Here is a 23047-nt window from a genome sequence, read left to right as displayed (position 1 = left end):
ATCGCGCATAATCGCGGTTTGAGTTTCGTGAGCCTGTGCGTCATGCCCTATACCCCGATCGTGGCCACCCTTGGCTATGTGCTGTCGCCGGACGGCAAGCAAGCATTGATGATCCACCGCAACGCGCGGCCCGGTGACCACCACCTGGGCAAGTACAACGGGCTGGGTGGCAAGGTCGAGCGCGACGAGGACGTGGCCGCCGGCATGCGCCGGGAAATCCGCGAGGAGGCCGGGATCGAGTGCGGCACCATGCGCATGCGCGGCACCATCAGCTGGCCGGGCTTTGGCAAGCACGGCGAGGACTGGTTCGGTTTCGTGTTCGTGATCGACAGCTACACCGGCACCCCGCTGGGCGCCAACCCGGAAGGCACCCTGGAGTGGGTGGACGTGGACAAGCTGGAGGCGCTGCCGTTGTGGGAGGGCGACCGCCAGTTCCTGCCGCTGGTGTTCGACCAGGACCCGCGCCCGTTCCATGGGGTGATGCCCTACCGCGACGGGGCGATGCAGTCGTGGAGCTTTACCCGGCTGTGAGGGCCGGTCCGACCATGGGTCGGACCTACCGATGGTTACCGGCCATGGGTCGGACCTGCCAATGGTTACCGACCCTGAGTCGGACCTACCGATGGACATCCGACCACGGCCGGATGGGCCGGTCGTCGGGGCGGGCAGGGCCGCACCGTCGGCATCGGGCCGGGTCGTGCCGGCCATTCCCCATCCAGGGTGATCAATAAATAACCAGCGTCGCGGCGGGTGAGACCAAGTTGTCCACAGGGGGTGTGGATGACTGGTGCGCAAGTTTGTGGATAAGCGCTGGCAGCCCCCGCCGGTCCTCGCTGTCAAGATGGGTGGCCAAAAAATGACCGCCGGTGGCGGCGGCGTGAAGGGCGCGACAAGGCCGGAGGCCGCCCGCTCTGTCGCGGTTGCGGCCGCTCGCGGTACTCTCTTGGCATTGCCGTCAACAGACCTTCCATGAAACGTCACTTCTCGATGCTGCGCGAGTTCCACCTGGCGGACTGGTTCACCCTGGCCAACGCCTTCTGCGGCACCGGCGCGGTATTTGCCGCGATGCGCTTCCTGCAGGACGGGCAGCGCAGCTACCTGCTGTTCGGGATGGCGCTGATCCCGCTGGCCTTCATTTTCGATGCGCTGGACGGGCGCATCGCGCGCTGGCGCAAATCCAGTTCCACCCTGGGCCGCGAGCTGGACTCGCTGTCGGACGTAATTTCCTTCGGGGTCGCGCCGGCCGCGCTGGCCTATGCCTGCGGCATGCAGGGCGGCTGGGATTGGCTGGTGCTCAGCTACTTCGTGTGCTGCGGGGTGAGCCGGCTGGCCCGCTACAACGTCACCGCCGAGGCGCTGGCTGGTGAAGGCGACAAAGTGCCGTATTTCGAAGGCACGCCGATCCCGACCAGCCTGGCGCTGGTGGTGGTGCTGGCGGTAGCGGCCAGCATGGGCGCGATCGGACACGACCTGTGGCTGGGCGGCTGGCAGCTGGGTCCGTGGCAACTGCATCCGATGGTGCTGCTGTTCGCGCTGTCCGGTTCGCTGATGATCAGCAAGACCCTGCGCATTCCCAAGCCATGAGCCGCACCGTGACCGATCCGATTCCACCCTGCATTGCAGGTGCCTGCCGATGAGCACGGCCGGCAAGGGCGGCAACGCCGGTGATATCGAGGCCCTGGCGCGGCAGTATTTCGGCGCCTGGGGCGATGCCCTGCGCCATGCCGCCGTACCGCCCGGGTCGCCCGGGTCGCCGCCTGGCGGCGACGGGCAGGGCGGTTGGCAGCAGGCGATCGACTGGTGGGCCCGGCACATGCCCACCGCGGCCAGCGGCGCGGCCGATGACGCGGTGCACCGCTTTCGCGAACAGGCCGGTGGCTGGTACGGCACCATGCAGCAGGTGGCCGCGCAGTTCGCCGGCCGCGACGCCAGCAGCGCCGAGGTGGCCCAGGCCTGGAAGCAGGCGGTGCAGGGCCAGGGCGAGGGGCTGCTGCAGTGGATGCTGCAGGGCGCGCGCGGGCAGACCGCTGCCGGGGGGCCGGACCTGTTGATGCTGCTCGAGCGCCTGCAGCACGACCTGGGCCCGTGGCTGCAGAGCCCGGCGTTCGGCCCCGGCCGTGAGCACCAGGCACGCTGGCAGGCGCTGCTGCGTGCACAGCAGGAATACCAGACCCACTCGCGCGACTATGTCGAGCAGATCAAACAGGCGCTGGACGATGCGTTCGCCCTGTTCGAGCAGCGCCTGGCCGAACACGAACAGCCCGGCAGCCAGCTGACCAGTGCGCGGGCGATGTTCGACCTGTGGATCGAGGTGGCCGAGGAGGCCTACGCCAAGGTGGCCCTGTCCGAGCCGTTCCAGCGGGTGTATGCCGCGCTGGGCAACGCGCAGATGCGCTTGCGCGGGGCGACCCAGCAGGAAATCGAGCGGGTCTGCGAGGCGATCGGCCTGCCCACCCGCACCGAGATGGACGCTGCGCACCGGCGCATCACCGACCTGGAGCGGCTGGTGCGACGCATGGCCGAAGCCGGCGCGCCGGCGCCGGCGGGGCCGACGCAAACACCGACATCCGAGCCGAAGCCTAAGCCTAAGCCCGCAGCGAAAGCCACGCCCAAGCCGGCCAAGGCGTCCAAACCCAGGCGCGCCGCCACGCCCACGCCCGCCACGGCAGCGGCCACGCCGCGCAAGCGCAGGCCATGACCATGAAAGGGCCGCTGGGCTTCAATGCCGACGATCTGCTGCAGGAAACCCTGGCCATGCAGCGCAAGCTGCTGGACGGACTGAAGCTGCTGCCGTCGGTGGACGATGTCGATTATGGGGTGACCGCGCGCGAAGAGATCTGGCGCGACGGCAAGGTCGCCCTGTACCGCTTCGTTGGCGCGGCCGCACCGGTGCAGTCCACTCCGCTGCTGATCGTCTATGCGCTGGTGAACCGCCCGTACATGGTCGACCTGCAGGCCGACCGCTCGCTGGTGCAGCGCCTGCTGGCCCTGGGCCATGACGTCTACGTGCTGGACTGGGGCTACCCGGACCGCTCCGAGCGGTACCAGACGCTGGAGGACTACCTGCTGCGCTTCCTGGACGGGGCGGTGGACCAGCTGCGCGTGCGCAGCGGCGGCCCGGTCAACCTGCTCGGCATCTGCCAGGGCGGGGTGTTCGCGCTGTGCTATGCCGCGCTGCGCCAGCACAAGCTGGCCAACCTGGTCACCATGGTCACCCCGGTGGATTTCCACACCCCCGACAACATGCTCTCGCACTGGGCGCGGCAGGTGGACGTGGACCTGCTGGTGGACACGCTGGGCAACATCCCGGCCGACCTGATGAACGCCAGTTACCTGATGCTCAAGCCATTCCGGCTCAACGTGCAGAAGTACGTGGGCCTGCTGGACATCCTCGATGACAAGGCCGCGCTGGAGGATTTCCTGCGCATGGAAAAATGGATCTTCGACTCGCCCGATCTGGCCGGCGAAGCCTTCGGCGACTTCATCAAGCAGTTCTACCAGGGCAACGGGCTGATGCACGAGGGCGTGCGCATCGGCGAGCATCGTGTCGACCTGCGCCAGGTGACCTTGCCGGTGCTGAACATCTACGCCGAGCAGGACCACCTGGTGCCGCCGGATGCGTCACGCGCGCTGCGCGGCCGGATCGGCAGCACCGACTACACCGAGAGCAGTTTCCGCGGTGGGCATATCGGCATCTATGTATCCGGCCGCGCCCAGCGCGAGGTACCCGGTACCATTACCGATTGGCTGAAGGAACGTACATGATCACTCCCCGAATGATGGCCGTGCTGGGCGCGGGCCTGATCGCGCTGGGCAGCGCCCAGGCTGCCCCCACCGAGGCGGCAAAGCGCGAGATCGCCGGGCTGATCGGCGCGCTGGATGGTTCCAGCTGCCGCTTCCAGCGCAATGGCAGCTGGCACGACGCCGCCGAGGCGCGCGCGCACCTGCAGTGCAAGTACGACTACCTGCTCAAGAAGGACAAGGTGGACACCGCCGAGCAGTTCATCGAGCGCGCCGCCAGCCAGAGCAGCATGAGCGGCAAGCCCTACCGCATCGCCTGCCCGGGCCAGGCCGAACAGACCGCCTCGGTATGGTTCAACGCGCGCCTGAAGGCACTGCGCCGCAGCCCCTGAACGGCGGTAGCATGAGCTGCCTGTCCACCTGCCACTGGAGACCGCTGCCATGAACGCTGCTGCCCCGCGTACGCTGTCGCGTTCGCTCAACGACCGCATGATTGCCGGGGTGATGGGCGGCATCGCGCATCGCTTTGGCTGGAGCTCGACCCTGGTGCGGGTGCTGTTCGTGCTGGTGTCGATCGTGTCGGCGGCCTTCCCGGGGATGCTGGTGTATCTGATCCTGTGGCTGCTGATCCCCAACGAGGCCGATTGAGCCTGCCGCCGCTGGCACTGCGCCTGCTGCAGGCGCTGGGCGCGGTATGGACCGTGCCCAATACCCTGATCGGGCTGCTCGGTGGCCTGGCCGGAATGCTGGCTGGCGCGCGTCCGTCGTGGAACCGCCGCGACCTGGCCCTGGTATTCCGCGACTGGCCGTGGGGCCCGGGCGGGGCGATCACGCTGGGCAATGTGATCCTGCACACCGGGCCGACCCTGGAGGTGCCGTGCCGCACTTACGCGCACCAGGCCGGGCACTGCAACGAGCCGGTGATCGGCCTGCACGACCACGAACGCGCGCATGTGTACCAGTACCTGGTGCTGGGGCCGCTGTATCTGCCGGTATACCTGCTGTGCGGCGGGGTGAGCGCGCGCAACCCGTTCGAACGGGCGGCCGATGTCTACGCGATGACCGGGCGCGGCTGGTGGCCGTGAGGTTATTGCGGCGTTAAATCGGTGTAAATAAAACGTCGTGCAATGCGACGTCATCTGCATGCAAACAATGGTTATTAGCCTCCATGGCCAATCAGTCAGCTTCGGCGCGGTAAGCTGCACGCTGTTGTACATGCACGATGCTTTTTGGAGGAACACATCACATGGCAATCGTTCTTTATGTCGGTGGTAGCAAGGATGGCGACAAGGGCCTGGTGCCGCATGGTTTCAGCAAGTCGCGGGCCGATACCGAAAGTGGCCCGGAAATCTATACCGAGCGGTTCATGGAACTGCAGGGGATCGGCAAGGTGCGGGTGATGGCGCTGGAATCCATGCGCGATGAGGTCGCCCACCAGCGCGCCGCGCAGCATTACCGCTGAGGCGGTGAACCGGCCATGCCGGCCGGCCGCCGGTATGGCCGTGGCACGCAGCCTGCGACAGGTTCGGCGCGCGCTGTCAACGCCTTCCCCCCGCCGCCCGGCGTTGCCACAATCGGTGCTTTCCGCATAGTGGCTTCGGCCGGAAGCAATGCCAGACATCAAGCTCGCCCAGCAGATCGCCCAGACCATCGCCGATGAAATCGGCGCCCAGCCCGCCCAGGCGCGTGCCGCCATCGCCCTGTTGGACGAAGGCGCCAGCGTCCCGTTCATCGCCCGCTACCGCAAGGAAGTCACCGGCGGCCTGGACGATATCCAGCTGCGCAACCTGGAAACGCGCCTGACCTACCTGCGCGAACTGGAAGACCGCCGTGCCGCGGTGCTGTCCAGCATCGACGAGCAGGGCAAGCTCAGCGACGAACTGCGCAACGAGATCCTCGCGGCCGACACCAAGTCGCGCCTGGAAGACCTGTACCTGCCGTACAAGCCCAAGCGCCGCACCCGCGCGCAGATCGCGCGCGAAGCCGGGCTGGAGCCGCTGGCCGATGGCCTGCTGGCCGATCCCGGGCTGGACCCGCAGGTGCATGCCGCCGGCTTTGTCGATGCCGACAAGGGCGTGGCCGACGTCAAGGCCGCGCTGGACGGCGCCCGCGCGATCCTGATGGAGCGCTGGGGCGAGGATGCCGCGCTGGTGGGCGAACTGCGCACCTGGCTGGGCGAGGTGGGGGTGATCCGCGCCCGCGTGGCCGAAGGCAAGGAAGAACAGGGCGCCAAGTACCGCGATTACTTCGAACACGCCGAAGCGCTGGCGAAGATCCCCTCGCACCGGCTGCTGGCGCTGTTCCGCGCGCGCCGCGAGGAGATCCTGTTCCTGGAACTGGACCCGGGCAACGAGGCCGAAGCCGGCCACCAGTACGCCGAAGGCCGGGTCGCCTACAAGGCCGGCATCGGCGATGGCGGGCGCCCCGGCGACCGCTGGCTGCTGGACGCCTGCCGGATGACCTGGCGCGCCAAGCTGCACATGCACCTGCTGCTGGACCTGTTCAACCAGGCCCGCGAGAAGGCCGAGGCCGAGGCGATCGCGGTGTTCGGCGACAACCTCAAGGACCTGCTGCTGGCCGCACCGGCCGGCCCCAAGACCGTGCTCGGGCTGGACCCGGGCATCCGCACCGGCTGCAAGATCGCCGTGGTCGATGCCACCGGCAAGCTGGTGGCCACCGACACCATCTACCCGCACGAACCGCGCCGGCAGTGGGACCAGTCGCTGCACACGATCAAGCAGCTGTGCCAGAAGCACAACGTGGAACTGATCGCGATCGGCAACGGCACCGCCAGCCGCGAGACCGACAAGCTGGCCGGCGATGTGATCAAGGCGCTGGGCGACACCCGGTTGCAGAAGATCGTGGTCAGCGAGGCCGGCGCCTCGGTGTATTCGGCATCCGAGTTCGCCTCCCGGGAGTTCCCCGACCTGGATGTGTCCATCCGCGGCGCGGTGTCCATCGCCCGGCGCCTGCAGGATCCGCTGGCCGAACTGGTCAAGATCGACCCCAAGGCGATCGGCGTGGGCCAGTACCAGCACGATGTGGACCAGTACCGGCTGGCGCGCGCGCTGGATGCGCGGGTGGAGGACTGCGTCAACGCGGTCGGCGTGGAGGTCAATACCGCCTCGGCCGCGCTGCTGTCGCGGGTGTCCGGGCTGTCGTCGACGGTGGCCGAGAACATCGTGCGGCATCGCGACGACAACGGCCCGTTCAAGCGCCGCAAGGACCTGCTCAAGGTGCCGCGGCTGGGCGACAAGACCTTCGAGCAGTGCGCCGGCTTCCTGCGCATCGCCGATGGCGAGCAGCCGCTGGATGCCTCCTCGGTGCACCCGGAAGCCTACCCGGTGGTCGAGCGCATCGTGGCCGCCACCGCGCGCCCGATCAAGGCGCTGATCGGCGACGGCAGCTTCCTGCGCGGGCTGAAGGCCGAGCAGTTCACCGACGCCACCTTCGGTGTGCCGACCGTGCGCGACATCCTCAGGGAACTGGAAAAGCCCGGCCGCGATCCGCGCCCGGAGTTCAAGGCGGCGCGCTTTGCCGAAGGGGTGGAAGAACTCAAGGACCTGCAGCCGGGGATGATCCTGGAAGGGGTGGTCAGCAACGTGGCCGCGTTCGGGGCGTTCGTCGATATCGGCGTGCACCAGGACGGCCTGATCCACATCTCGGCGCTGTCGGATACCTACGTCAAGGACCCGCGCGATGTGGTCAAGGCCGGCGACATCGTCAAGGTCAAGGTGCTGGAGGTGGATGTGGCGCGCAAGCGCATCGCCCTGACCCGGCGCCTGGACGACAGCCCGGCCCCGGCCCAGGCGCCCGGCGAGCGCCAGGCGCGCCCGGCCGGCGGCGGCCGTCGCGAGGGCGGCGGTGGCGGTGGTCAGCGCAATGGCGGCCGTGGCGCCCCGTCCGGGCCGCGCCCGGGCAATGCGGCGCCCCCGGCCAACAACGCCCTGGCCGACGCCTTCGCCCGCGCCAAGCGCGGCGGCTGAACCGCCGTTACCGTACCCGCGACAGGCCGCCGCCCGGCGGCCTGTCGCGGTCTGTCGATCAGGAGGGCGCACCCGCCCACACGAGCGGCGCATCCCTGCCGGCCGGGCGACGCTGCTCAGCCGGTGTCGCCGGATGACGTAAGGCGACGCAGGAGTTCGGTCAAATGCCTGATTTCTGCATCGGTGAATTGCCTGGTGCGTTTGATGAAACGATCGCCCTTGCGCGCTACCGCCAACGCGATCTGGTCGCGACCGAAACGGGTGAGACCACAGACGACGCTCCGGCCGTCACCTTCGCCCTGGCGCGTGCTGACCAGGCCTGCGTCCACCAGCTGGCGAACCAGCCGGCTCACCACGCTGCGGTCGATGTCCAGCCCATCGGCAATCTCACTGGCCCTGGCTGGACCGTGATTGCCGAGCCATTGAAGAAGCTGGAATCCAGATGCGGTAACCGGCTGATCAAAGGCGGCGGCAGCATCGACAGCGACTGCCCGCAGTTCTGTCGCCAGCGTACTCAGTTCGGCGCCGAGCGCGCGCAGCGCATCCTCACGTTCCTGCCCTTTGGTCTGGCTTCCCATTACCGCTCCATGTAGTTGACATTTATCCATCATATCTGGAAAGTTGATGGACAATTGTCAATTATAGGTGCGCGCATGGCGGGCGGGAAGAAGATCGTTTTGACGGGCGGAACCAACGGGATCGGGCTGCTCGCCGCCAACACCCTTGCGTCCCGGGGCCATCACCTGGTGCTGCTCGCCAGGGACGAAACCAAGGCACAAGCCGTGCGCGTGGAGATCCTGCAAACGGCGCCGGCAGCGGCAATAGATATCGTCTACGCGGACTTTTCGCGCCTGGCTACGGTGGCAGCCGCAGCGGCGACGATCAAGGACGCGGTTCCGGGTATCGACGTCCTTGTCAACAACGCCGGCATGCATGCTTTCAGCCAACGCGTGACCGAAGACGGCTTCGCTGAAATGCTGTCGGTCAATTACCTGGCGCCCTGGCTGTTGACCCACGCGCTGGCACCGGTCCTGGCCAGATCAGCGGACGCACGTGTCGTGACGGTGGCCTCGGAGGCAGCCCGTCAGGCTGAGACCATCGATCCGGCCCTGGATCTGGTTGATACAGGCGCGTTCTCCCGACGCCGATCGATGCAGCTTTACGGAAAAACCAAGCTGATGAACATCATGTTCTCACTCGAGCTTGCGCGGCGATTCGAAGGCACCAACCTCACCTCGAACTGCCTCGACCCCGGTTTCAACGCAACCGGCCTGGGACGCGAACTGCCGTTTTCCACCGCACTGCTTCGATTGCTGACGCTGCTGGGCATAGGCGACCCGGCGCAGGGCGCCGATATCGTGGTGCGGGCGACCACCTCGGCTGAATTCACCGCAAAGACAGGAATGTACTTCTCCAGGCGTGGCCAACCCATTGACGACCTGGGTCAGGCGCACAGCCCACGGGCGTTGGAAGAACTGTGGCAGGCCACGGCCGCTGCACTTGCCCGGTTCCTTTAGCGTCAGGGGCTCGAGGTCCGGCTCCGACGAGCGTGCCGGGGCGTTGCCGGTCGGTGTCCCGATTGGGCCCAGTGGATCCTCGCTCCAGGCTATGTCCCGGCGAGCCTTGCGCGGTTGTGGACAAGTCGTGTCAAGGACGATGGAGTGCGGGCGCCCATGATCCCCCGCAGCGCCGCAACCCGCTGATTTTCCTGGATAAGGGGGCTATCAGCAGGGGGCTGCCCTAGGCGCGTGCCCGGCGGCACTTCTGGTTTGCCCCGGCTTTGATCACACTGCTCCTTCAGTGTCTCCAGGCAGGGCAGCGGCGGGGAGCCCAAATGACCATCGAGCAACCAGTACCGTGCCGCCCGAACGGGCAGGGCAGGGCGCCAGCGGGCGCGGCGCGCTGCCGCCTGGCCGCCTGGGCGTGGCCGCGCGCATGAGCGACGCCATCCACAACCGGTCTGTCGAAGCGGCATTGCAGGAAGCCGTCGCGCAGCGCCGCCGGCTGGAAATGATCATCGAAGGCACCGCGGCCGGCACCTGGGAATGGAACATCCAGCGCGGGCAGATGCGGGTCAATGAACGCTGGGCGCAGATCGTGGGCTATACCCGCGACGAGCTGGCCCCGATCACCCCGGAGACGTTTTTCCGGCTGGTCCATCCCGACGACCTGGCCGGCTCCAACGCGCGCCTGACCGACCACCTGGAAGGGCGCTCGGCGCATTACGACAGCCTGTGCCGGATGCGGCACAAGCGCGGCCACTGGATCTGGGTGCAGGACCGCGGCCGGGTCTACGAATGGGACGCGCAGGGGCGCCCGCTGTGGATGGCCGGCGCGCATTCCGATGTGAGCGACCTGCAGAACGCGCGCCAGGACGCGGCCGACATGCGCCAGCGCCTGCAGGCGGTGGTGGATGCCTCCGACGAAGTGGCGGTGATCGCCACCGATGTCGATGGTGTGATCAATCTGTTCAACAGCGGCGCGCAGAAGTTGCTGGGCTACAGCGCCGAGGAGGTGATCGGGCGGATCAATCCGGGCCTGTTCCATGACCCGGAGGAAATGCACGCCTACCTGCAGCCGCTGGCCGATGCGACCGGGCGCCTGCCGACGGTGTTCGAGGCATTGACCGCCCATGCCGCGCAGGGCACCTGGTCGCGCCAGTGGACCTACGTGCGCAAGGACGGTGGGCGCCGCCAGGTGCGCCTGTCGATCAGCCCGCTGGACAGTGCCGGCGGGCAGCGTTTTGGCTATGTCGGCATGGCGGTGGACATCACCCCGCTGCTGGAAATGCGCGAGCAGGCCTACCTGGCCGCGAACAAATTCGCCGGGGCGTTCTCCTCGGCGGCGCTGGGCATGGCGCTGGTGTCGCTGGAAGGGCGCTGGCTGGACGTCAACGACGCGCTGTGCGGCATCCTCGGCTATTCCCGCGCCGAACTGCTGGAGATCGACTTCCAGACCCTCACCCACGCCGATGACCTGGACACCGACCTGGCCCTGGTCGCCGACCTGCTGGCCGGCCGCCGCGACCATTACCACATGGACAAGCGCTACCGGGGCAAGTCCGGCAATACCGTCTGGGGGCGCTTGTCGGTATCGCTGGTGCGCGCCGAAAACGGCGCGCCGCTGCACTTCGTGTCGCAGATCCAGGACGTCACCGCGCAGCGCCAGAGTGGCCAGCAGCTGCGCGAATCGGAGCAGCGCACCCGGGTGACTCTGGATGCGGTGGCCGACATGGTGTTGACCCTGGACCTGCAGGGCGTGATCCAGTACGCCAATGCCGCCGCCACCCAAGCGCTGGCGGGCGAGGGCGCCGCGCCGCTGACCGGTGGGCAGGTCCAGGATGTGATCGAGCTGACCACCGAGTACGCGCCGCGCTCGCCGCTGGATATGGCGGTGTTGCTGGACCCGGACAGCAATGCGGTGGACCTGCACTCGGACCTGCTGTTGTCGATGGGCGCGCAGTTGCTGCCGGTGGACCTGACCCGGGCCTGGCTGCGTGGCGAGGACGGGCAGCACAGCGGTGCGGTATGGGTGATCCGTGACGCCACCCAGCAGCGCGCCCGCCAGCGCGAAGCCCGCCACCTGGCCGAGGTCGACCCGCTGACCGAGTTGAGCAACCGGCGTGGTTTCGAGGCGCATCTGCAGCAGGCGATCATCCGGGTGGCGCGGACCGGGCAGTCGGCCTCGCTGATGTTCATCGACCTGGACAACTTCAAGCCGATCAACGACAGCCACGGCCACCTGGCCGGCGATGCGATGCTGTGGGCGGTGGCCAACCTGCTGCGCCATGGCGTGCGCGATTCGGACATCGTCTCGCGCCTGGGCGGCGATGAGTTCGCCGTGATCCTGGCCGGCTGCTCGCTCAAGCGCGCGCGCCGGATTGCCACCGACCTGCTCGAATCGGTACGCACCCTGAGCATTCCCTGGGGCCTGCAGCGGCTGGGCGTGGGCGCCAGCATCGGCATCGCCGCGATCGGCGGCGGCATGAGCGTGGACGATGCGGTCGCCGCAGCCGATGCCCTGTGCTACCAGGCCAAGGGGCTGGGCAAGAACAACGTGCAGGTGGAAGTACTTGGTGTGGAAGGGCTGGAGCCGCCCGACGGCGGCGAGCCGGGCGAGGTCGCGTAGATCGGCCACCGCGGCCGGGCTGCAAGGAAAATACCCCTAAAGCGCTACAGCGCGCTGCCGATACCAGTTATGGAGCCCGCCATCAGTCCGGCTCCGCGCTGACCGGGTCGCACGCCGTGCGATGGCCCCGGGCCAGATGTCTTTGCAACATCGCGTCTGCATCAGGCAGTACCGCAGTTGTACAAGCCGCTCACGCGATGCCCATGTGCGTCGCGCACATCCCATGCCAGAGACACCGCGGGCAGGCTGCCCGATGCATTCCATCCATCAGGGAACGAGGATCAGATGATGCTTACTTCAGGCACGCACACGCATGTGCAGCAACAGTCTCCCCACGCCGCGCCCTGGTCGCCGTGGCGCGCCCTGGCCGCAGCGTTCGTCTCCCGCCGCCAGGCCCATGGCGCCGCCGGCATGGCTGCCCAGCGCCGGCAGGCCGAGCTGGAAGCCCAGGTCGCCGCGCTGCACCGGGTGCAGGCAGTGATCGAATTCGACCTGGACGGCACCATCGTGCAGGCCAACGACAACTTCCTGCAGGCGCTGGGCTATGGCCTGGATGAAATCCAGGGCCGGCACCATGCCATGTTCGTCGAACCGGCGCATGCGCAGAGCATGGAATACCGCGATTTCTGGGCCAAGCTGGGGCGGGGCGAGTACGATGCCGGCCAGTACAGGCGGCTCGGCAAGGGTGGGCGCGAGATCTGGATCCAGGCTTCCTACAACCCGGTGCTGGACAGCCAGGGGCGCCCGTACAAGGTGGTCAAGTTCGCCACCGACATCACCGCCCAGATGCTGCAGGCCGCCGACTTTTCCGGGCAGCTGGCCGCCATCAACACCTCGCAGGCGGTGATCGAGTTCGGCCTGGATGGGCGCATCCTGGCGGCCAACGACAACTTCCTGGCTGCGGTGGGCTATACGCTGGAGGAAGTGCGCGGCCAGCACCATGCCCTGTTCGTCGAACCGGAGTACCGCCAGAGCGCGGAATACCGGCAGTTCTGGGAAAAACTCGGGCGCGGCGAATATGACGCCGGCCAGTACCGGCGGTTGGGCAAGGGCGGGCGCGAGGTGTGGATCCAGGCCTCCTACAACCCGATCTTCGACATGAACGGCCGGCCCTTCAAGGTCGTCAAGTACGCTACCGATATCACCGCCCAGGTGCGCGACAACCAGGCGATGCAGCTGGCGGTGGCGCAGACCCGCGACGTGGTGGCCGCCGCCCAGGGTGGCGATCTGACCGGGCATATCGGCACGGCGGACAAGACCGGCCCGGTGGCCGAACTGTGCGAGGGGATCAATGCGCTGGTCGAGGCGATGGCCACCATCGTCGCCCAGATCAAGTCGGCCGCCGACACCATCGCGGTGGGCGCCAGCGAGATCGCCGAAGGCAATAGCGACCTGTCGGTGCGCACCGAACAGCAGGCCGCCTCGCTGGAGGAAACCGCCGTGTCGATGAAGGGGTTGACCGCCACCGTGCAGCGCACCGCCGCCAATGCGCAGCAGGCCAGCCAGCTGGCCAGTGGCGCGGTCGATGTGGCCGCGCAGGGCGGGCAGGTGGTGCACGAAGTGGTGTCGACCATGGCGCTGATCAACGCCTCCTCGCGGCGCATCGTCGACATCATCGGGGTGATCGACGGCATCGCCTTCCAGACCAATATCCTGGCCCTCAACGCGGCGGTGGAAGCGGCGCGTGCCGGCGATCACGGGCGTGGCTTTGCGGTGGTCGCCTCGGAGATCCGTTCGCTGTCGCAGCGCTCGGCCGGCGCGGCCAAAGAGATCAAGCAGCTGATCGACGACTCGGTGGAGAAGGTCGGCACCGGTACCGGCCAGGTCGAGAGCGCCGGCCGCACCATGGATGAGATCGTGGTCAACGTAAAGCGGGTCAGCGCGCTGGTCAGCGAGATCAGCAGCGTGGCCCAGCAGCAGAGCGAGAGCATTCTGCAGATCAACCAGGCCGTGGACCATATCGACCAGGGCACCCAGCAGAATGCGGCGCTGGTCGAGGAAGCCTCGGCGGCGGCGCGCAGCATGGAAGCGCAGGCCAGCCAGCTGCTGCAGACGGTGGCCGCGTTCCGGATCGATGCCGGGGCCGCTGCTTCCCGTCGTGCCGCCCATCCGCATGCCCCTGCCGGGCTGCCGGTACTGCGGCTGGTCTGAGCCGCAGGCCGAAGCTGCAGGCGTAGCCGGCCGGATCCCTCGATCCGGCCGGTTGAAGGGCGCAACGGCAGCCTGCGATCCGCGTTGCCCCGCAGCGCCGGTTGGTCGGGTCGGCGCGCGATGCCCGGCTAGGCCGGGCGAGCGGCGCGCAGTCGGCGGGCGACCATGTGCCGGGCCAGGCCGCGTGGAATGGCCAGGCCTTTCCAGCGCAGGTTGCCCACGCGGAAGGTGGCCGTGGCCCGGGCCAGTACCTTGCCCGATTCGTCGCTCAGCCAGCCGGAAGTGAAGGCGATGCTGCCCTTGCTGTGTTCGATCTGGCCGCAGCCCAGGATCCGCCCGGGAACGGCGGCGTTGACGAAGCTGGTCTTGGACTCGATGGTGACCGCGATGCGGTCCGGGGGAAGTCCGGCGTAGATCGCCGGGCCCATGCAATCGTCGAGCATGGCCGAGAGCAGGCCGCCCTGGATATTGCCCACCGGGTTGGTCAGGGCGTGGTTTGCATCGAAGGCGACATGGATTCTTCGCGCGGCCTCGTCATAGTCGAGGAATTTCCAGCCCAGCAGGGTGGCTGCAGGCGAGGTGGGAAGTTCGCCACTGACAACTTTCCAGAATATCGCGTCGCGGACCATGGTCTTGTTCCCGTAGCCGGAGGGTGGGGGGATGCCTCAACTGGCGTTGCTACTGCGCATGCAGGATGGAAACAACAGCGAATGCGAACCCGGCCAGGCCCAGTGCCACGACCACGGCACCGGCCACCACCGGCGTGGGTGCGCCGGTCCGCCTGCGGACGTGCCGTGCCACCGCGACCGGCGGCACCATCGCGGCCAGGCAGAACGCCTGGAACGCAAGCAGGTGGGGGAGCTGCAGGCTGGAGGAGAACAACAGGTACAGCAGCAGCAAGCCGGCACCGGCCAGGGCCAGCCAGGCCGCTCCGGTCACCCGGATCAATGCCATCAACAGTAGCTGGACGGGCGGGTCGATACCCTCCCAGTCACGGCCCACGGCGATGCGGTGATAGGGCATGAAGTCGGATCGTCTGAGATAGGCCGCCCCGAACACGGCGACCACCGCAAACGCCAACGCATAACAAGCCAAGGCCAGCCAAGCGAACGCAGTCATGGCAGATCCAGTCGTTGCAGCGGGAAGACGTGCTGTGGGTGGGGCTGCTTTACACCGCAGGGCCACGCGAGGCGATCGATCGCCCGTGGTTGATTCAGGCTAGGAGCCGCACCGTGAAGACATCGTCCGCATTGGCCCTGGGAAATGTGATGCACTTCCAGGAAGTAGCAGGGCAAAGCCGGTATCTGGCGGGCAGAAACGAAAACGCCCTGCATCGTTGCCGGTGCAGGGCGCTTGATTCCATGGTGCCGAAGGTGGGACTCGAACCCACACGCTTTTAAGGGCGGCGGATTTTGAGTCCGCTGCGTCTACCGATTCCGCCACTTCGGCTGGCTGGCCGCGTAGTGTATACAAGTTGGCGCGATCTGTGCAGACCTGAACGCTTCATCCGTGCAGATTTCCTCATCTGGCCGGAACGCTATAATCACCGTGCTGAACCATACAGGGAGCCGGGGGATGGACGTGTTGCGGGATCTGCGGGTGCTGGTGGTCGAAAACGACGAGATGAGCGCGGCCCTGCTGCAGATGCAGTTGGTGCAGTCCGGCGCTGTCGTTGTCGGCCTGGCCGCGTCGGTATCCGAATCGCTGCGTCTGCTGGGCGAAACCCAGCCGCAGGTGGCGTTGCTGGATTATCGCCTGGCCAACCACGAAACCAGTGAGCCGGTTGCCGCTGCGCTGGCCGCGCGCGGGATACCGTTCGTGCTGGCCACCGGCATGGCGCCGGACCATCTGCCTGCGGCATTCGGTTCGGGCGTGCTGTTGAGCAAGCCGTACCTGACCGCCGAGTTGAACGCCGCATTGGCCCGCGCGCTGGCCCGCGATTCGGTCGCCAGCTGAGCGCTGGCAGAGCGGTACCCGGCCGCATCGTCGCAGCCGATGAGAAGTCCCTGCGGCATGCTGGCACTCCCTTCAGTTCCGAGCCCTGTCATGTCCCTGCCTGCTGGCCTGCAGTGTTTTCCCCATCCGCCCGGCGTGGCCGAATACCGCGCGCTGCGGGTGTCGGCCGGATTGAGTCCGAAGTCGCTTGAAGCGGCTACCGTCGGCCTGCCGCACACGGTGTTCGGGGTCAGCATCCGCCAGGGCGAGCGCCTGTTGGCGATGGGCCGGATCGTTGGCGACCGCGGCTGTTTCCTGCAGGTGGTGGATATCGCGGTGGAGCCGGACTGGCAGGGCCGCGGCCTGGGCAAGGCGGTGATGCAGCAACTGGACGCCTGGCTGCAGGCGCATGCGGTGGGCGCCTATGTGAGCCTGATCGCCGATGGCCAGGCGCATCGGCTGTATGCGCAGTTCGGATTCGAGCAGACCGCGCCGAAGTCGGTGGGGATGGCCAAGGTGGTGGGGTAGGCGCCGACCGTTGGTCGGTGCTTGCGACGCCGGAAGAGGCGTACCGACCAACGGTTGGTACCTACCGGGCATGCAAACAAAAACCCCCGGCATTGCCGGGGGTTTTTGTTTGTAGCTGGCGTCCCCACGGGGATTCGAACCCCGGTCGCCACCGTGAAAGGGTGATGTCCTAGGCCTCTAGACGATGGGGACGCGTTGAACCTGATTTGTCTTCCATCGGACGGCCTGTGTCCGGAGAAGTGGTGGAGCCAGGCGGGATCGAACCGCCGACCTCCTGCATGCCATGCAGGCGCTCTCCCAGCTGAGCTATGGCCCCACGTTGATGCTGCGAGCCGCCTATCATAGCGGTGTTTATGCGGGATGGGAAGATTTTTCTTCATCCGGGCAAGGGTCCGGTGTCATCCGCCCGCATTCCCGTCCGCAAGCACCGACCAACGGTCGGCGCCTACCGGGGCATACAAACAAAAACCCCCGGCATTGCCGGGGGCTTTTGTCTGTAGCTGGCGTCCCCACGGGGATTCGAACCCCGGTCGCCACCGTGAAAGGGTGATGTCCTAGGCCTCTAGACGATGGGGACGCGTTGAACCTGATTTGTCTTCCATCGGACGGCCTGTGTCCGGAGAAGTGGTGGAGCCAGGCGGGATCGAACCGCCGACCTCCTGCATGCCATGCAGGCGCTCTCCCAGCTGAGCTATGGCCCCACGTTGTAGCGCAAGCCGCCTAGTATATCTGCCTGTTCACGTTTGTGGAAGACCACACCGAACCAGGCCGAAGGCGGTGACTTGAGACCCTGTCACCGGGCCTGTCGTCGTTGATGAGTGGCGTCCCCACGGGGATTCGAACCCCGGTCGCCACCGTGAAAGGGTGATGTCCTAGGCCTCTAGACGATGGGGACGCATGAAGTTCATCAATTTTTTCAGCAATCCCGACGGCCTAATGTCCGGATTGGTGGAGCCAGGCGGGATCGAACCGCCGACCTCCTGCATGCCATGCAGGCGCTCTCCCAGCTGAGCTATGGCCCCACGATGCTGGAGGCGGAATTCTACGCGGCCGTGAAGGATTCGCCAAGTCTTTTGTGTGACATCGCGACGAAAATCCGCTGGTTTTCCGCAAACAAAAAGCCCCGGCCGAGGCCAGGGCTGTTTGCGTTGCAATTGGCGTCCCCACGGGGATTCGAACCCCGGTCGCCACCGTGAAAGGGTGATGTCCTAGGCCTCTAGACGATGGGGACGCACGAAACTTCAAATGTTGTCACTGCACTTTCAATCGGCCTAATGATTGAAGTGGTGGAGCCAGGCGGGATCGAACCGCCGACCTCCTGCATGCCATGCAGGCGCTCTCCCAGCTGAGCTATGGCCCCACGTCGTGAGGAGCGGAATCATAGCGATGGCGTTTTGGATTGGCAAGCAAAAATTGCAGGTATTTCTGCATCCATCGCACGCGCTGCGCGTACGCGGTGTGGTTCACGCACCTGGCAGCTCCGGCCCATCGGAACGGCGCCCGGCTTGAAGAATGGCCGTGCCGGGTAGCCCTGATGTCCGGCCGGGCGTCAGGGTTGCTGAAGGCAACCCGTCCGATGTCGCTTGCGGGCCGACAAATACAACAAGTTTCATAGATACCGCCCACGCGCCTCCGTACGCTCGTTCCACTACACGGCAAACCCTGTCACCACGTGGTTCTGCCGGTTCCGGATGCAGTCTGAGGAGCTTGGCCATGGATCTACCCTTTACCCCTTTGTCGGCCGTCCAGAAGTCGGCCTCACCGACCCTGATGGAAGTAGCGGTGCTGGAGTATCCCGGCAGCCTGCGCGCTGCAGCGCCGGTGCTGTCCGAGCTGGCCCAGCGTTGCAACCGTACCGCCGCGGCCGGCAAACGCTCCGGCGCGCGCATGCTGGTGACCCGCTGGATCCTGTCCTCGCGTGGGCAGGGCATGCATCGGGTGGCCGGTGCCGAGCTGTTCGGCGACGCGCCGCCGGCGATCATCGTGGTGCCCGGCAATGAGCCGAGCTGGCCGCTGGGCCCGGCCGAAGAACGCATGCAGGCCTGGCTGCGCGACTGCCATGACAGCGGCAGCGTGCTGGCCGGCTGCGACGAAGGTGCCTTGCTGATGGCCGGCAGCGGCGTGCTGGCCGGGCGCACGGTGAGCCTGCCGGACCTGGTGCGTTGCCCGTCGCTGGCCTCAGTGGTGCCCAGCTGGATTCCAGGCGAGCGGGCGCTGGTCGATGACGGCGACCTGCTTACCGCCTCCGGCCCGGATGCCTGGAAGTACCTGAGCCTGCGCCTGCTGGCCCGGGTCTACGGGCAGAGCGTGATGAGCGCGGCGATCCAGCAACTGCAGCTGGTGATTCCGCGGACGGTGCAGGAAGACCTGGAACGCTTCAGCCCCAATTTCGCCCACGGCGACCGCTGCATCCTGAAAGCGCAGCGGTGGCTGCACACCATCGCCGCGCGCGGCGTGACCCTGCCGGACATCTGCGAGTCGGCCGGGCTGGAGCCGCGCACGCTGCAGCGGCGTTTCCTCAAGGCGACCGGGCTGCGCCCGATCGAGTACTGCCAGCGGCTGCGCATCGCCAAGGCACAGTTGCTGCTGCAGGCCGGCGGGCAGGTGGACGAAGTGTCGTGGACGGTGGGCTATTCCGACCAGAGCGCCTTCCGCCGCCTGTTCCTGCGCATCGTCGGGGCGACCCCGGCGCGTTACCGCCGGCAGATCTTCGCCCAGCGCCGCGAACGCGCACGGACCAGCACGGTCCGCGCCGAGGCCGAGGCGATGCGTTCGGCGGCTTGAGTCGGCCGCGTCTGCGCGGTTGCAATCGCTGAAACGGGTGCCTGCAAGGGCACCCGTTTTTGTTTGCGGCGTGTGCCCTGGCAAATGGGGGAACCTGCGTGCCGCTGTCGCATGTGCGACTGCGGCTTGCCCGATCGGTGGCCGGCTGGGACCATGCAGCGGGGCCGATGCAATACAGGCTGCGTGCGCGGCAAGCGGGCGCGTGCAGCGGAGAAGGATGGATGATCAGTAGTGTTGGCCCGGTACCGCTGGGTGTGGTGTGGGTGTTGCTGGGCTGGTTGGTGGCCACTGGCGTGGCGCGATGGCGGCAGCCGGCCGTGCAGGCCGGCGTGCCCAAGGCGGGCTCGCTGTTGCTGGACATGCTGTTGCTGGGCCTGCTCGGCGGGCGCCTGGGCTTTGTGAGCGCCCATTGGCGCGACTATGTCGACAGCCCCTGGGCGCTGCTGCAGCTGGGCGACGGCGGTTTCCTGCTGTGGACCGCGCTGCTGGCCGGCCTGGGCTGGGGCGCCTGGCGTCTTCATCGCTGGCCGAGCCTGCGGCGCCCGGTCTGGACCGGCGCGCTGGCCGGGCTGCTGTGCTGGGCGGGGCTGACCCTGGGGGCGGCCTATCTGCAACAGTCGCGCATCGCACTGCCCGCGCTCAGCCTGCAGACCCTGCAGGGGCAACCGGTGTTGCTGTCGGCGACCGACGGCAAGCCGGCCGTGGTCAATCTGTGGGCCAGCTGGTGTGGCCCCTGCCGGCGTGAGATGCCGATGTTCGCCCGCGCGCAGCAGCGTCACGCCGACGTGCGTTTCCTGTTCGTCAACCAGGGCGAAAGCGCCGAGGAGGTGCAGCAGTTCCTGAGCGCGCAGGGCCTAGCGTTGGAGCATGTGCTGCTCGATGCCGACAGCGCCACGTCCACCCGGCTGCAGGTCCACGCGTATCCGACTACCCTGTTCTTCGATTCGCAGGGGCGGCTGCAGGCCTTGCATCTGGGGGAACTCAGTGCGGCCGGCCTGCAGGCCCGCCTTGACCGGCTGCGCTGAGCGCGCGGCCTTACCCGTTTGCCGATAGGAGTTGCCATGTTGTTGAAATCCTCGTCCGTGCTGGCCACCGCGCTGCTGTTGGGCCTGGCCGGTTGCAGTCAGGCGCAGTCGCCCAAGGCGCCGGCGGCGGCCGCCGCCAAGGGAGGCGAACGCCCGGCCGTGCTCAAGGGCATCGAAAAGCAGGGCTTTGAAGTCATCGGCGAGTTCGACGCGCCCGGCGGGCTGCGTGGCTTTGCCGGCGTGGTCGGCGGCCAGCAGCCGGCCGCCGCTTACGTGACGCCCGATGGCGAGCACGTGCTTGTGGGCAGCCTGTTCAATGCGCAGGGCGAGGATGTGGGCGCAGCACCGCTGGAGAAGCTGGTGGCCAAGCCGATGTCCGAGCGGACCTGGGCCAGGCTCGATGCCAGCGCCTGGGTGCGCGACGGCCGCGCCGATGCCCCGCGCGTGGTCTATACCTTCAGCGATGCCAACTGCCCGTACTGCCATCGGTTCTGGGAAGCGGCCCGGCCATGGGTGGACAGCGGCAAGGTGCAGCTGCGCCACATCCTGGTCGGGGTGATCCGCGAGGACAGCCCGGCCAAGGCCGCCGCGATCCTGACCGCGCCCAATCCCAGCGCGGCACTGCTGGAAAACGAACACGCCTTCGACAAGGGCGGCATCAAGCCGGCGGCCAAGCTCAGCCCGGAGATCGCCAACAAGCTCAATGCCAACCAGGAGCTGATGATCGAAATGGGCTTCCAGGGCACGCCGGGCATCCTGTTCAAGGATGACAAGGGCGCCGTCCAGCGTCGTGCGGGCATGCCGCAGGGCCAGGACATGGACCTGGTGATGGGCCCGCGCTGATCGCCAGCGCCGGTTGAAACGCCGCGCGCCGGTGCAAGGCCGGCGCGTGGCGCGTGGGCGGATCTGCCACCGTCCGCCACGCGTGGCACAGTGCCCACGCGTTGCCGTTGATCTGGATCAAGGACGCCACCGCAGCGCGCACTAGCCTGTGCGCATGCTCTCGACACCCATTCCCTATCGCCGTAACGGCGCTGTGCCGCCGTCGCAACGGTTCGTGCACTTCTCGACGCACTCGCCGGCGCATTGCTGCTCAAGGCGTGGGCGTGCCTGTGCGATGGGGTGCGCCATCGTGGATGAGGAGGGAATCCCACGCGGGCATGCAGGCGGCAGGCGGGTAGCCGTTGATCCGGCACGCGCCACGGCGGCCGCTGCACGTCTGCAATGCAGTACCCGGTGGCCGCTCGCCGAGGCGCACGCAGGTGCGCCGACCGTGACCGGACGGGCCATCTGCGGTTCATGGAGGACGTGATGCGCCTGGCTGTGTTGACGTTTGCCTGTGCGATGGCCCTGCCGGCCGCGCCGGCCTGCGCACAGGATTCTGCCGACGCGTTGCGGCAGGAAATCGGCGCGCTGCGGCAGACCCTGGCGGCGATGGAAAAACGCCTGGATGCGCTCGAAACCGGCGCGCCCGTGCTGGCGCAGCAGGGCGCCGGCGCAACGCCGTTGAACCCACCGACGGCCACCACTGCAGCGGTCGGCCGTGCCCCTGCTGCACCACCTCTGGCCGAGCCTGCGCAGGTGCCGGGCATGGGCCTGGCGATCCTGCCGCAACGCGACTCGGTGTCCGACCCGTCGTCGGCGGCTTCGCGCCCGGACAGCGCTTCGGGCCCCACCGACCCGGAGCTGAAAGGCTTCCTGGCCATTCCCAATACCGACACGCTGATCCGCATCGGTGGCTACGCCAAGCTCGATGCGATCGCCGATATGCGCGCCGCCGGCGACCCTGAGCAGTTCATTCCGTCCTCGATGCCGGTCGGCAGCGCCCACCGCGATGCGTCCAATTTCAACATGCATGCCAAGCAGACCCGCTTCAGCTTCGAGGCGCGCCGGCCGACCACGCATGGCAATCTGCGCTTCTACCTGGAGAACGATTTCTTCGGCAGCAGCGACAGCTACCAGTTCCGTCTGCGCCATGCCTATGGCCAGCTCGGCAATACCTATGCCGGCTATGGCTATTCCAGCTTCATGGATGCCGACAGCCTGCCCGACACCCTGGATTTTGCCGGCCCCGGCGCGGCCGGGTACCTGCTGGTGGCCGGCATCCACCACAGTTTCGCGCTTGGCAAGGGCAATACCTTGACCCTCGCCGCCGAAGACCCGCAGACCCAGTTGCACGCACCGGCCGCCGGGGTCAGCGCGACGGAGCAGTTGCCCGATATCAGCCTGACCGCGCGCATGGAGCGCGACTGGGGCCACCTGCAGGCAGGCGCGGTGGCGCGCAGCCTGGGCTACGACGGCGCTGACGGCCGCGACCGGCGGCGGCTGGGCGGGGGCGTGCAGTTGAGCGGTTCGGCCGCGGTCGGCGAGCAGGACCTGCTGTTGTTCGGGGCGTTGGGCGGCAAGGGCATTGCCCGTTACACCGCCGACCTGACCGGCTCGGGCATGGATGCGGTGGTGGACGCCGATGGGCGGTTGCAGGCGTTGTCGCTGTATGGCGGTTTCGTCGGCTACACCCACTACTGGACGCCGCTGTGGCGCTCCAATCTGATCTACGGCCAGCTCGACGGTGAACGCAACGATGCGCTGGCCGGCGATGCGTTCCGGCGCAGCCGCTACGGCGTATTCAACCTGCTGTGGAGCCCGGCGCCGTCCTGGACGATGGGCATGGAGCTGCTCTACGGGCAGCTGCAACAGCAAGACGGACAACGCGGCGACACGATGCGGCTGCAGGGCAGCCTGCAATACAACTTCATCAAGTAACTCCCA

At 67.4% G+C, this 23047-nt stretch carries 21 protein-coding genes and 9 tRNA genes; 18 read left to right on the top strand and 12 right to left on the bottom strand.

Annotated elements, in window-relative coordinates; genetic code table 11:
- Positions 1-42: 42 nt before the first annotated feature.
- From AC3ITM_RS11200 to AC3ITM_RS11160, 9 genes are all read left to right on the top strand, one after another.
- The gene (locus tag AC3ITM_RS11200; protein WP_489265020.1) at positions 43-531 is read left to right on the top strand and encodes an NUDIX hydrolase; all 489 of its coding nucleotides are present in this window, start codon (positions 43-45) and stop codon (positions 529-531) included.
- A 438-nt stretch (positions 532-969) separates the two neighbouring features.
- Positions 970-1584, top strand: coding sequence for a CDP-alcohol phosphatidyltransferase family protein (locus tag AC3ITM_RS11195; protein WP_228886503.1), 615 nt, complete (start codon positions 970-972; stop codon positions 1582-1584).
- 49 nt (positions 1585-1633) lie between these two features.
- Positions 1634-2698 carry a class III poly(R)-hydroxyalkanoic acid synthase subunit PhaE gene (phaE, locus tag AC3ITM_RS11190; protein ID WP_489265018.1) on the top strand — a complete coding sequence of 355 codons (1065 nt, stop codon included), beginning with the start codon at positions 1634-1636 and terminating at the stop codon, positions 2696-2698.
- A gap of 2 nt (positions 2699-2700) precedes the next feature.
- Positions 2701-3765 carry a class III poly(R)-hydroxyalkanoic acid synthase subunit PhaC gene (gene phaC, locus AC3ITM_RS11185; protein WP_489270091.1) on the top strand — a complete coding sequence of 355 codons (1065 nt, stop codon included), beginning with the start codon at positions 2701-2703 and terminating at the stop codon, positions 3763-3765.
- On the top strand, positions 3762-4133 hold the full coding sequence (locus AC3ITM_RS11180) for a YfeK family protein (RefSeq protein ID WP_489265016.1): 372 nt from the start codon (positions 3762-3764) through the stop codon (positions 4131-4133). Before phaC ends, AC3ITM_RS11180 begins: the two co-directional genes overlap by 4 nt.
- A 49-nt stretch (positions 4134-4182) precedes the next feature.
- Positions 4183-4389 carry a PspC domain-containing protein gene (locus AC3ITM_RS11175; protein WP_228886507.1) on the top strand — a complete coding sequence of 69 codons (207 nt, stop codon included), beginning with the start codon at positions 4183-4185 and terminating at the stop codon, positions 4387-4389.
- Positions 4386-4826: a hypothetical protein gene (locus AC3ITM_RS11170; protein WP_489265014.1), complete on the top strand. Its 441-nt coding sequence runs from the start codon at positions 4386-4388 to the stop codon at positions 4824-4826. The genes AC3ITM_RS11175 and AC3ITM_RS11170 overlap by 4 nt, the downstream gene beginning before the upstream one ends.
- 161 nt (positions 4827-4987) lie before the next feature.
- Positions 4988-5203, top strand: coding sequence for a hypothetical protein (locus AC3ITM_RS11165; RefSeq protein ID WP_489265012.1), 216 nt, complete (start codon positions 4988-4990; stop codon positions 5201-5203).
- Positions 5204-5351: 148 nt separating this feature from the next.
- Entirely contained in the window at positions 5352-7727 is a 2376-nt protein-coding gene (locus tag AC3ITM_RS11160; protein WP_489265011.1) for a Tex family protein, read from the top strand.
- 116 nt (positions 7728-7843) lie between these two features.
- On the opposite strand, the gene AC3ITM_RS11155 is transcribed toward AC3ITM_RS11160, so the two are convergent.
- Positions 7844-8305 (bottom strand): MarR family winged helix-turn-helix transcriptional regulator, encoded by a 462-nt coding sequence (locus tag AC3ITM_RS11155; protein WP_489265009.1) that lies wholly within the window; start codon positions 8303-8305, stop codon positions 7844-7846.
- Between the two features lie 75 nt (positions 8306-8380).
- Here AC3ITM_RS11155 and AC3ITM_RS11150 point away from each other — a divergent pair, with 75 nt between their 5' ends.
- From AC3ITM_RS11150 to AC3ITM_RS11140, 3 genes are all read left to right on the top strand, one after another.
- Positions 8381-9244 carry an SDR family NAD(P)-dependent oxidoreductase gene (locus AC3ITM_RS11150; RefSeq protein WP_489265007.1) on the top strand — a complete coding sequence of 288 codons (864 nt, stop codon included), beginning with the start codon at positions 8381-8383 and terminating at the stop codon, positions 9242-9244.
- A gap of 418 nt (positions 9245-9662) precedes the next feature.
- Positions 9663-11855 carry a PAS domain S-box protein gene (locus AC3ITM_RS11145; RefSeq protein ID WP_489270090.1) on the top strand — a complete coding sequence of 731 codons (2193 nt, stop codon included), beginning with the start codon at positions 9663-9665 and terminating at the stop codon, positions 11853-11855.
- Between the two features lie 288 nt (positions 11856-12143).
- Positions 12144-14006 carry a methyl-accepting chemotaxis protein gene (locus AC3ITM_RS11140; RefSeq protein ID WP_489270089.1) on the top strand — a complete coding sequence of 621 codons (1863 nt, stop codon included), beginning with the start codon at positions 12144-12146 and terminating at the stop codon, positions 14004-14006.
- 128 nt (positions 14007-14134) lie between these two features.
- Here the strand turns inward: AC3ITM_RS11140 and AC3ITM_RS11135 are convergent, their stop codons facing one another.
- The 3 genes from AC3ITM_RS11135 to AC3ITM_RS11125 form a co-directional block, all read right to left on the bottom strand.
- On the bottom strand, positions 14135-14635 hold the full coding sequence (locus AC3ITM_RS11135; RefSeq protein ID WP_489265005.1) for a PaaI family thioesterase: 501 nt from the start codon (positions 14633-14635) through the stop codon (positions 14135-14137).
- A gap of 49 nt (positions 14636-14684) precedes the next feature.
- Positions 14685-15125, bottom strand: a complete 441-nt coding sequence (locus AC3ITM_RS11130) for a hypothetical protein (protein WP_489265003.1) — start codon at positions 15123-15125, stop codon at positions 14685-14687.
- Positions 15126-15368: 243 nt separating this feature from the next.
- Positions 15369-15455 (bottom strand) — tRNA-Leu (locus AC3ITM_RS11125).
- A 126-nt stretch (positions 15456-15581) separates the two neighbouring features.
- On the opposite strand from AC3ITM_RS11125, the gene AC3ITM_RS11120 reads away from it, so the two are divergent.
- Both AC3ITM_RS11120 and AC3ITM_RS11115 read left to right on the top strand, forming a co-directional pair.
- Positions 15582-15962 carry a response regulator gene (locus tag AC3ITM_RS11120; protein ID WP_489265002.1) on the top strand — a complete coding sequence of 127 codons (381 nt, stop codon included), beginning with the start codon at positions 15582-15584 and terminating at the stop codon, positions 15960-15962.
- A gap of 90 nt (positions 15963-16052) precedes the next feature.
- On the top strand, positions 16053-16469 hold the full coding sequence (locus tag AC3ITM_RS11115; protein WP_489265000.1) for a GNAT family N-acetyltransferase: 417 nt from the start codon (positions 16053-16055) through the stop codon (positions 16467-16469).
- Between the two features lie 116 nt (positions 16470-16585).
- Here AC3ITM_RS11115 and AC3ITM_RS11110 read toward each other — a convergent pair.
- The 8 genes from AC3ITM_RS11110 to AC3ITM_RS11075 all read right to left on the bottom strand — a co-directional run bounded on the left by AC3ITM_RS11110 (position 16586) and on the right by AC3ITM_RS11075 (position 17829).
- A tRNA-Glu gene (locus AC3ITM_RS11110) sits at positions 16586-16661 on the bottom strand.
- A gap of 48 nt (positions 16662-16709) precedes the next feature.
- Positions 16710-16785, bottom strand: a tRNA-Ala gene (locus AC3ITM_RS11105).
- Between the two features lie 185 nt (positions 16786-16970).
- A tRNA-Glu gene (locus AC3ITM_RS11100) sits at positions 16971-17046 on the bottom strand.
- 48 nt (positions 17047-17094) lie between these two features.
- Positions 17095-17170, bottom strand: a tRNA-Ala gene (locus AC3ITM_RS11095).
- A gap of 118 nt (positions 17171-17288) precedes the next feature.
- Positions 17289-17364 (bottom strand) — tRNA-Glu (locus AC3ITM_RS11090).
- Positions 17365-17415: 51 nt separating this feature from the next.
- Positions 17416-17491: transfer RNA gene (locus AC3ITM_RS11085), tRNA-Ala, on the bottom strand.
- A 133-nt stretch (positions 17492-17624) separates the two neighbouring features.
- Positions 17625-17700, bottom strand: a tRNA-Glu gene (locus AC3ITM_RS11080).
- A gap of 53 nt (positions 17701-17753) precedes the next feature.
- Positions 17754-17829: transfer RNA gene (locus AC3ITM_RS11075), tRNA-Ala, on the bottom strand.
- 353 nt (positions 17830-18182) lie between these two features.
- Between AC3ITM_RS11075 and AC3ITM_RS11070 the strand changes: the two genes are divergently transcribed.
- The 4 genes from AC3ITM_RS11070 (at position 18183) to AC3ITM_RS11055 (ending at position 23041) form a co-directional block, all read left to right on the top strand.
- A complete protein-coding gene (locus tag AC3ITM_RS11070) occupies positions 18183-19253 on the top strand; it encodes a GlxA family transcriptional regulator (RefSeq protein ID WP_489264998.1) in 1071 nt (356 codons plus the stop codon).
- A 221-nt stretch (positions 19254-19474) separates the two neighbouring features.
- The gene (locus tag AC3ITM_RS11065; protein WP_489264996.1) at positions 19475-20278 is read left to right on the top strand and encodes a TlpA family protein disulfide reductase; all 804 of its coding nucleotides are present in this window, start codon (positions 19475-19477) and stop codon (positions 20276-20278) included.
- A gap of 36 nt (positions 20279-20314) precedes the next feature.
- Positions 20315-21121 (top strand): thiol:disulfide interchange protein DsbG, encoded by an 807-nt coding sequence (gene dsbG / locus AC3ITM_RS11060; protein WP_489264994.1) that lies wholly within the window; start codon positions 20315-20317, stop codon positions 21119-21121.
- A gap of 468 nt (positions 21122-21589) precedes the next feature.
- Positions 21590-23041, top strand: a complete 1452-nt coding sequence (locus AC3ITM_RS11055; RefSeq protein WP_489264993.1) for a DcaP family trimeric outer membrane transporter — start codon at positions 21590-21592, stop codon at positions 23039-23041.
- Positions 23042-23047 lie beyond the last annotated feature (6 nt).

The organism is Stenotrophomonas sp. KH_029, assembly GCF_057839765.1.
Note: the sequence above shows the minus strand (reverse complement) of the source record. Positions and strands in the feature narration are given on the sequence as shown.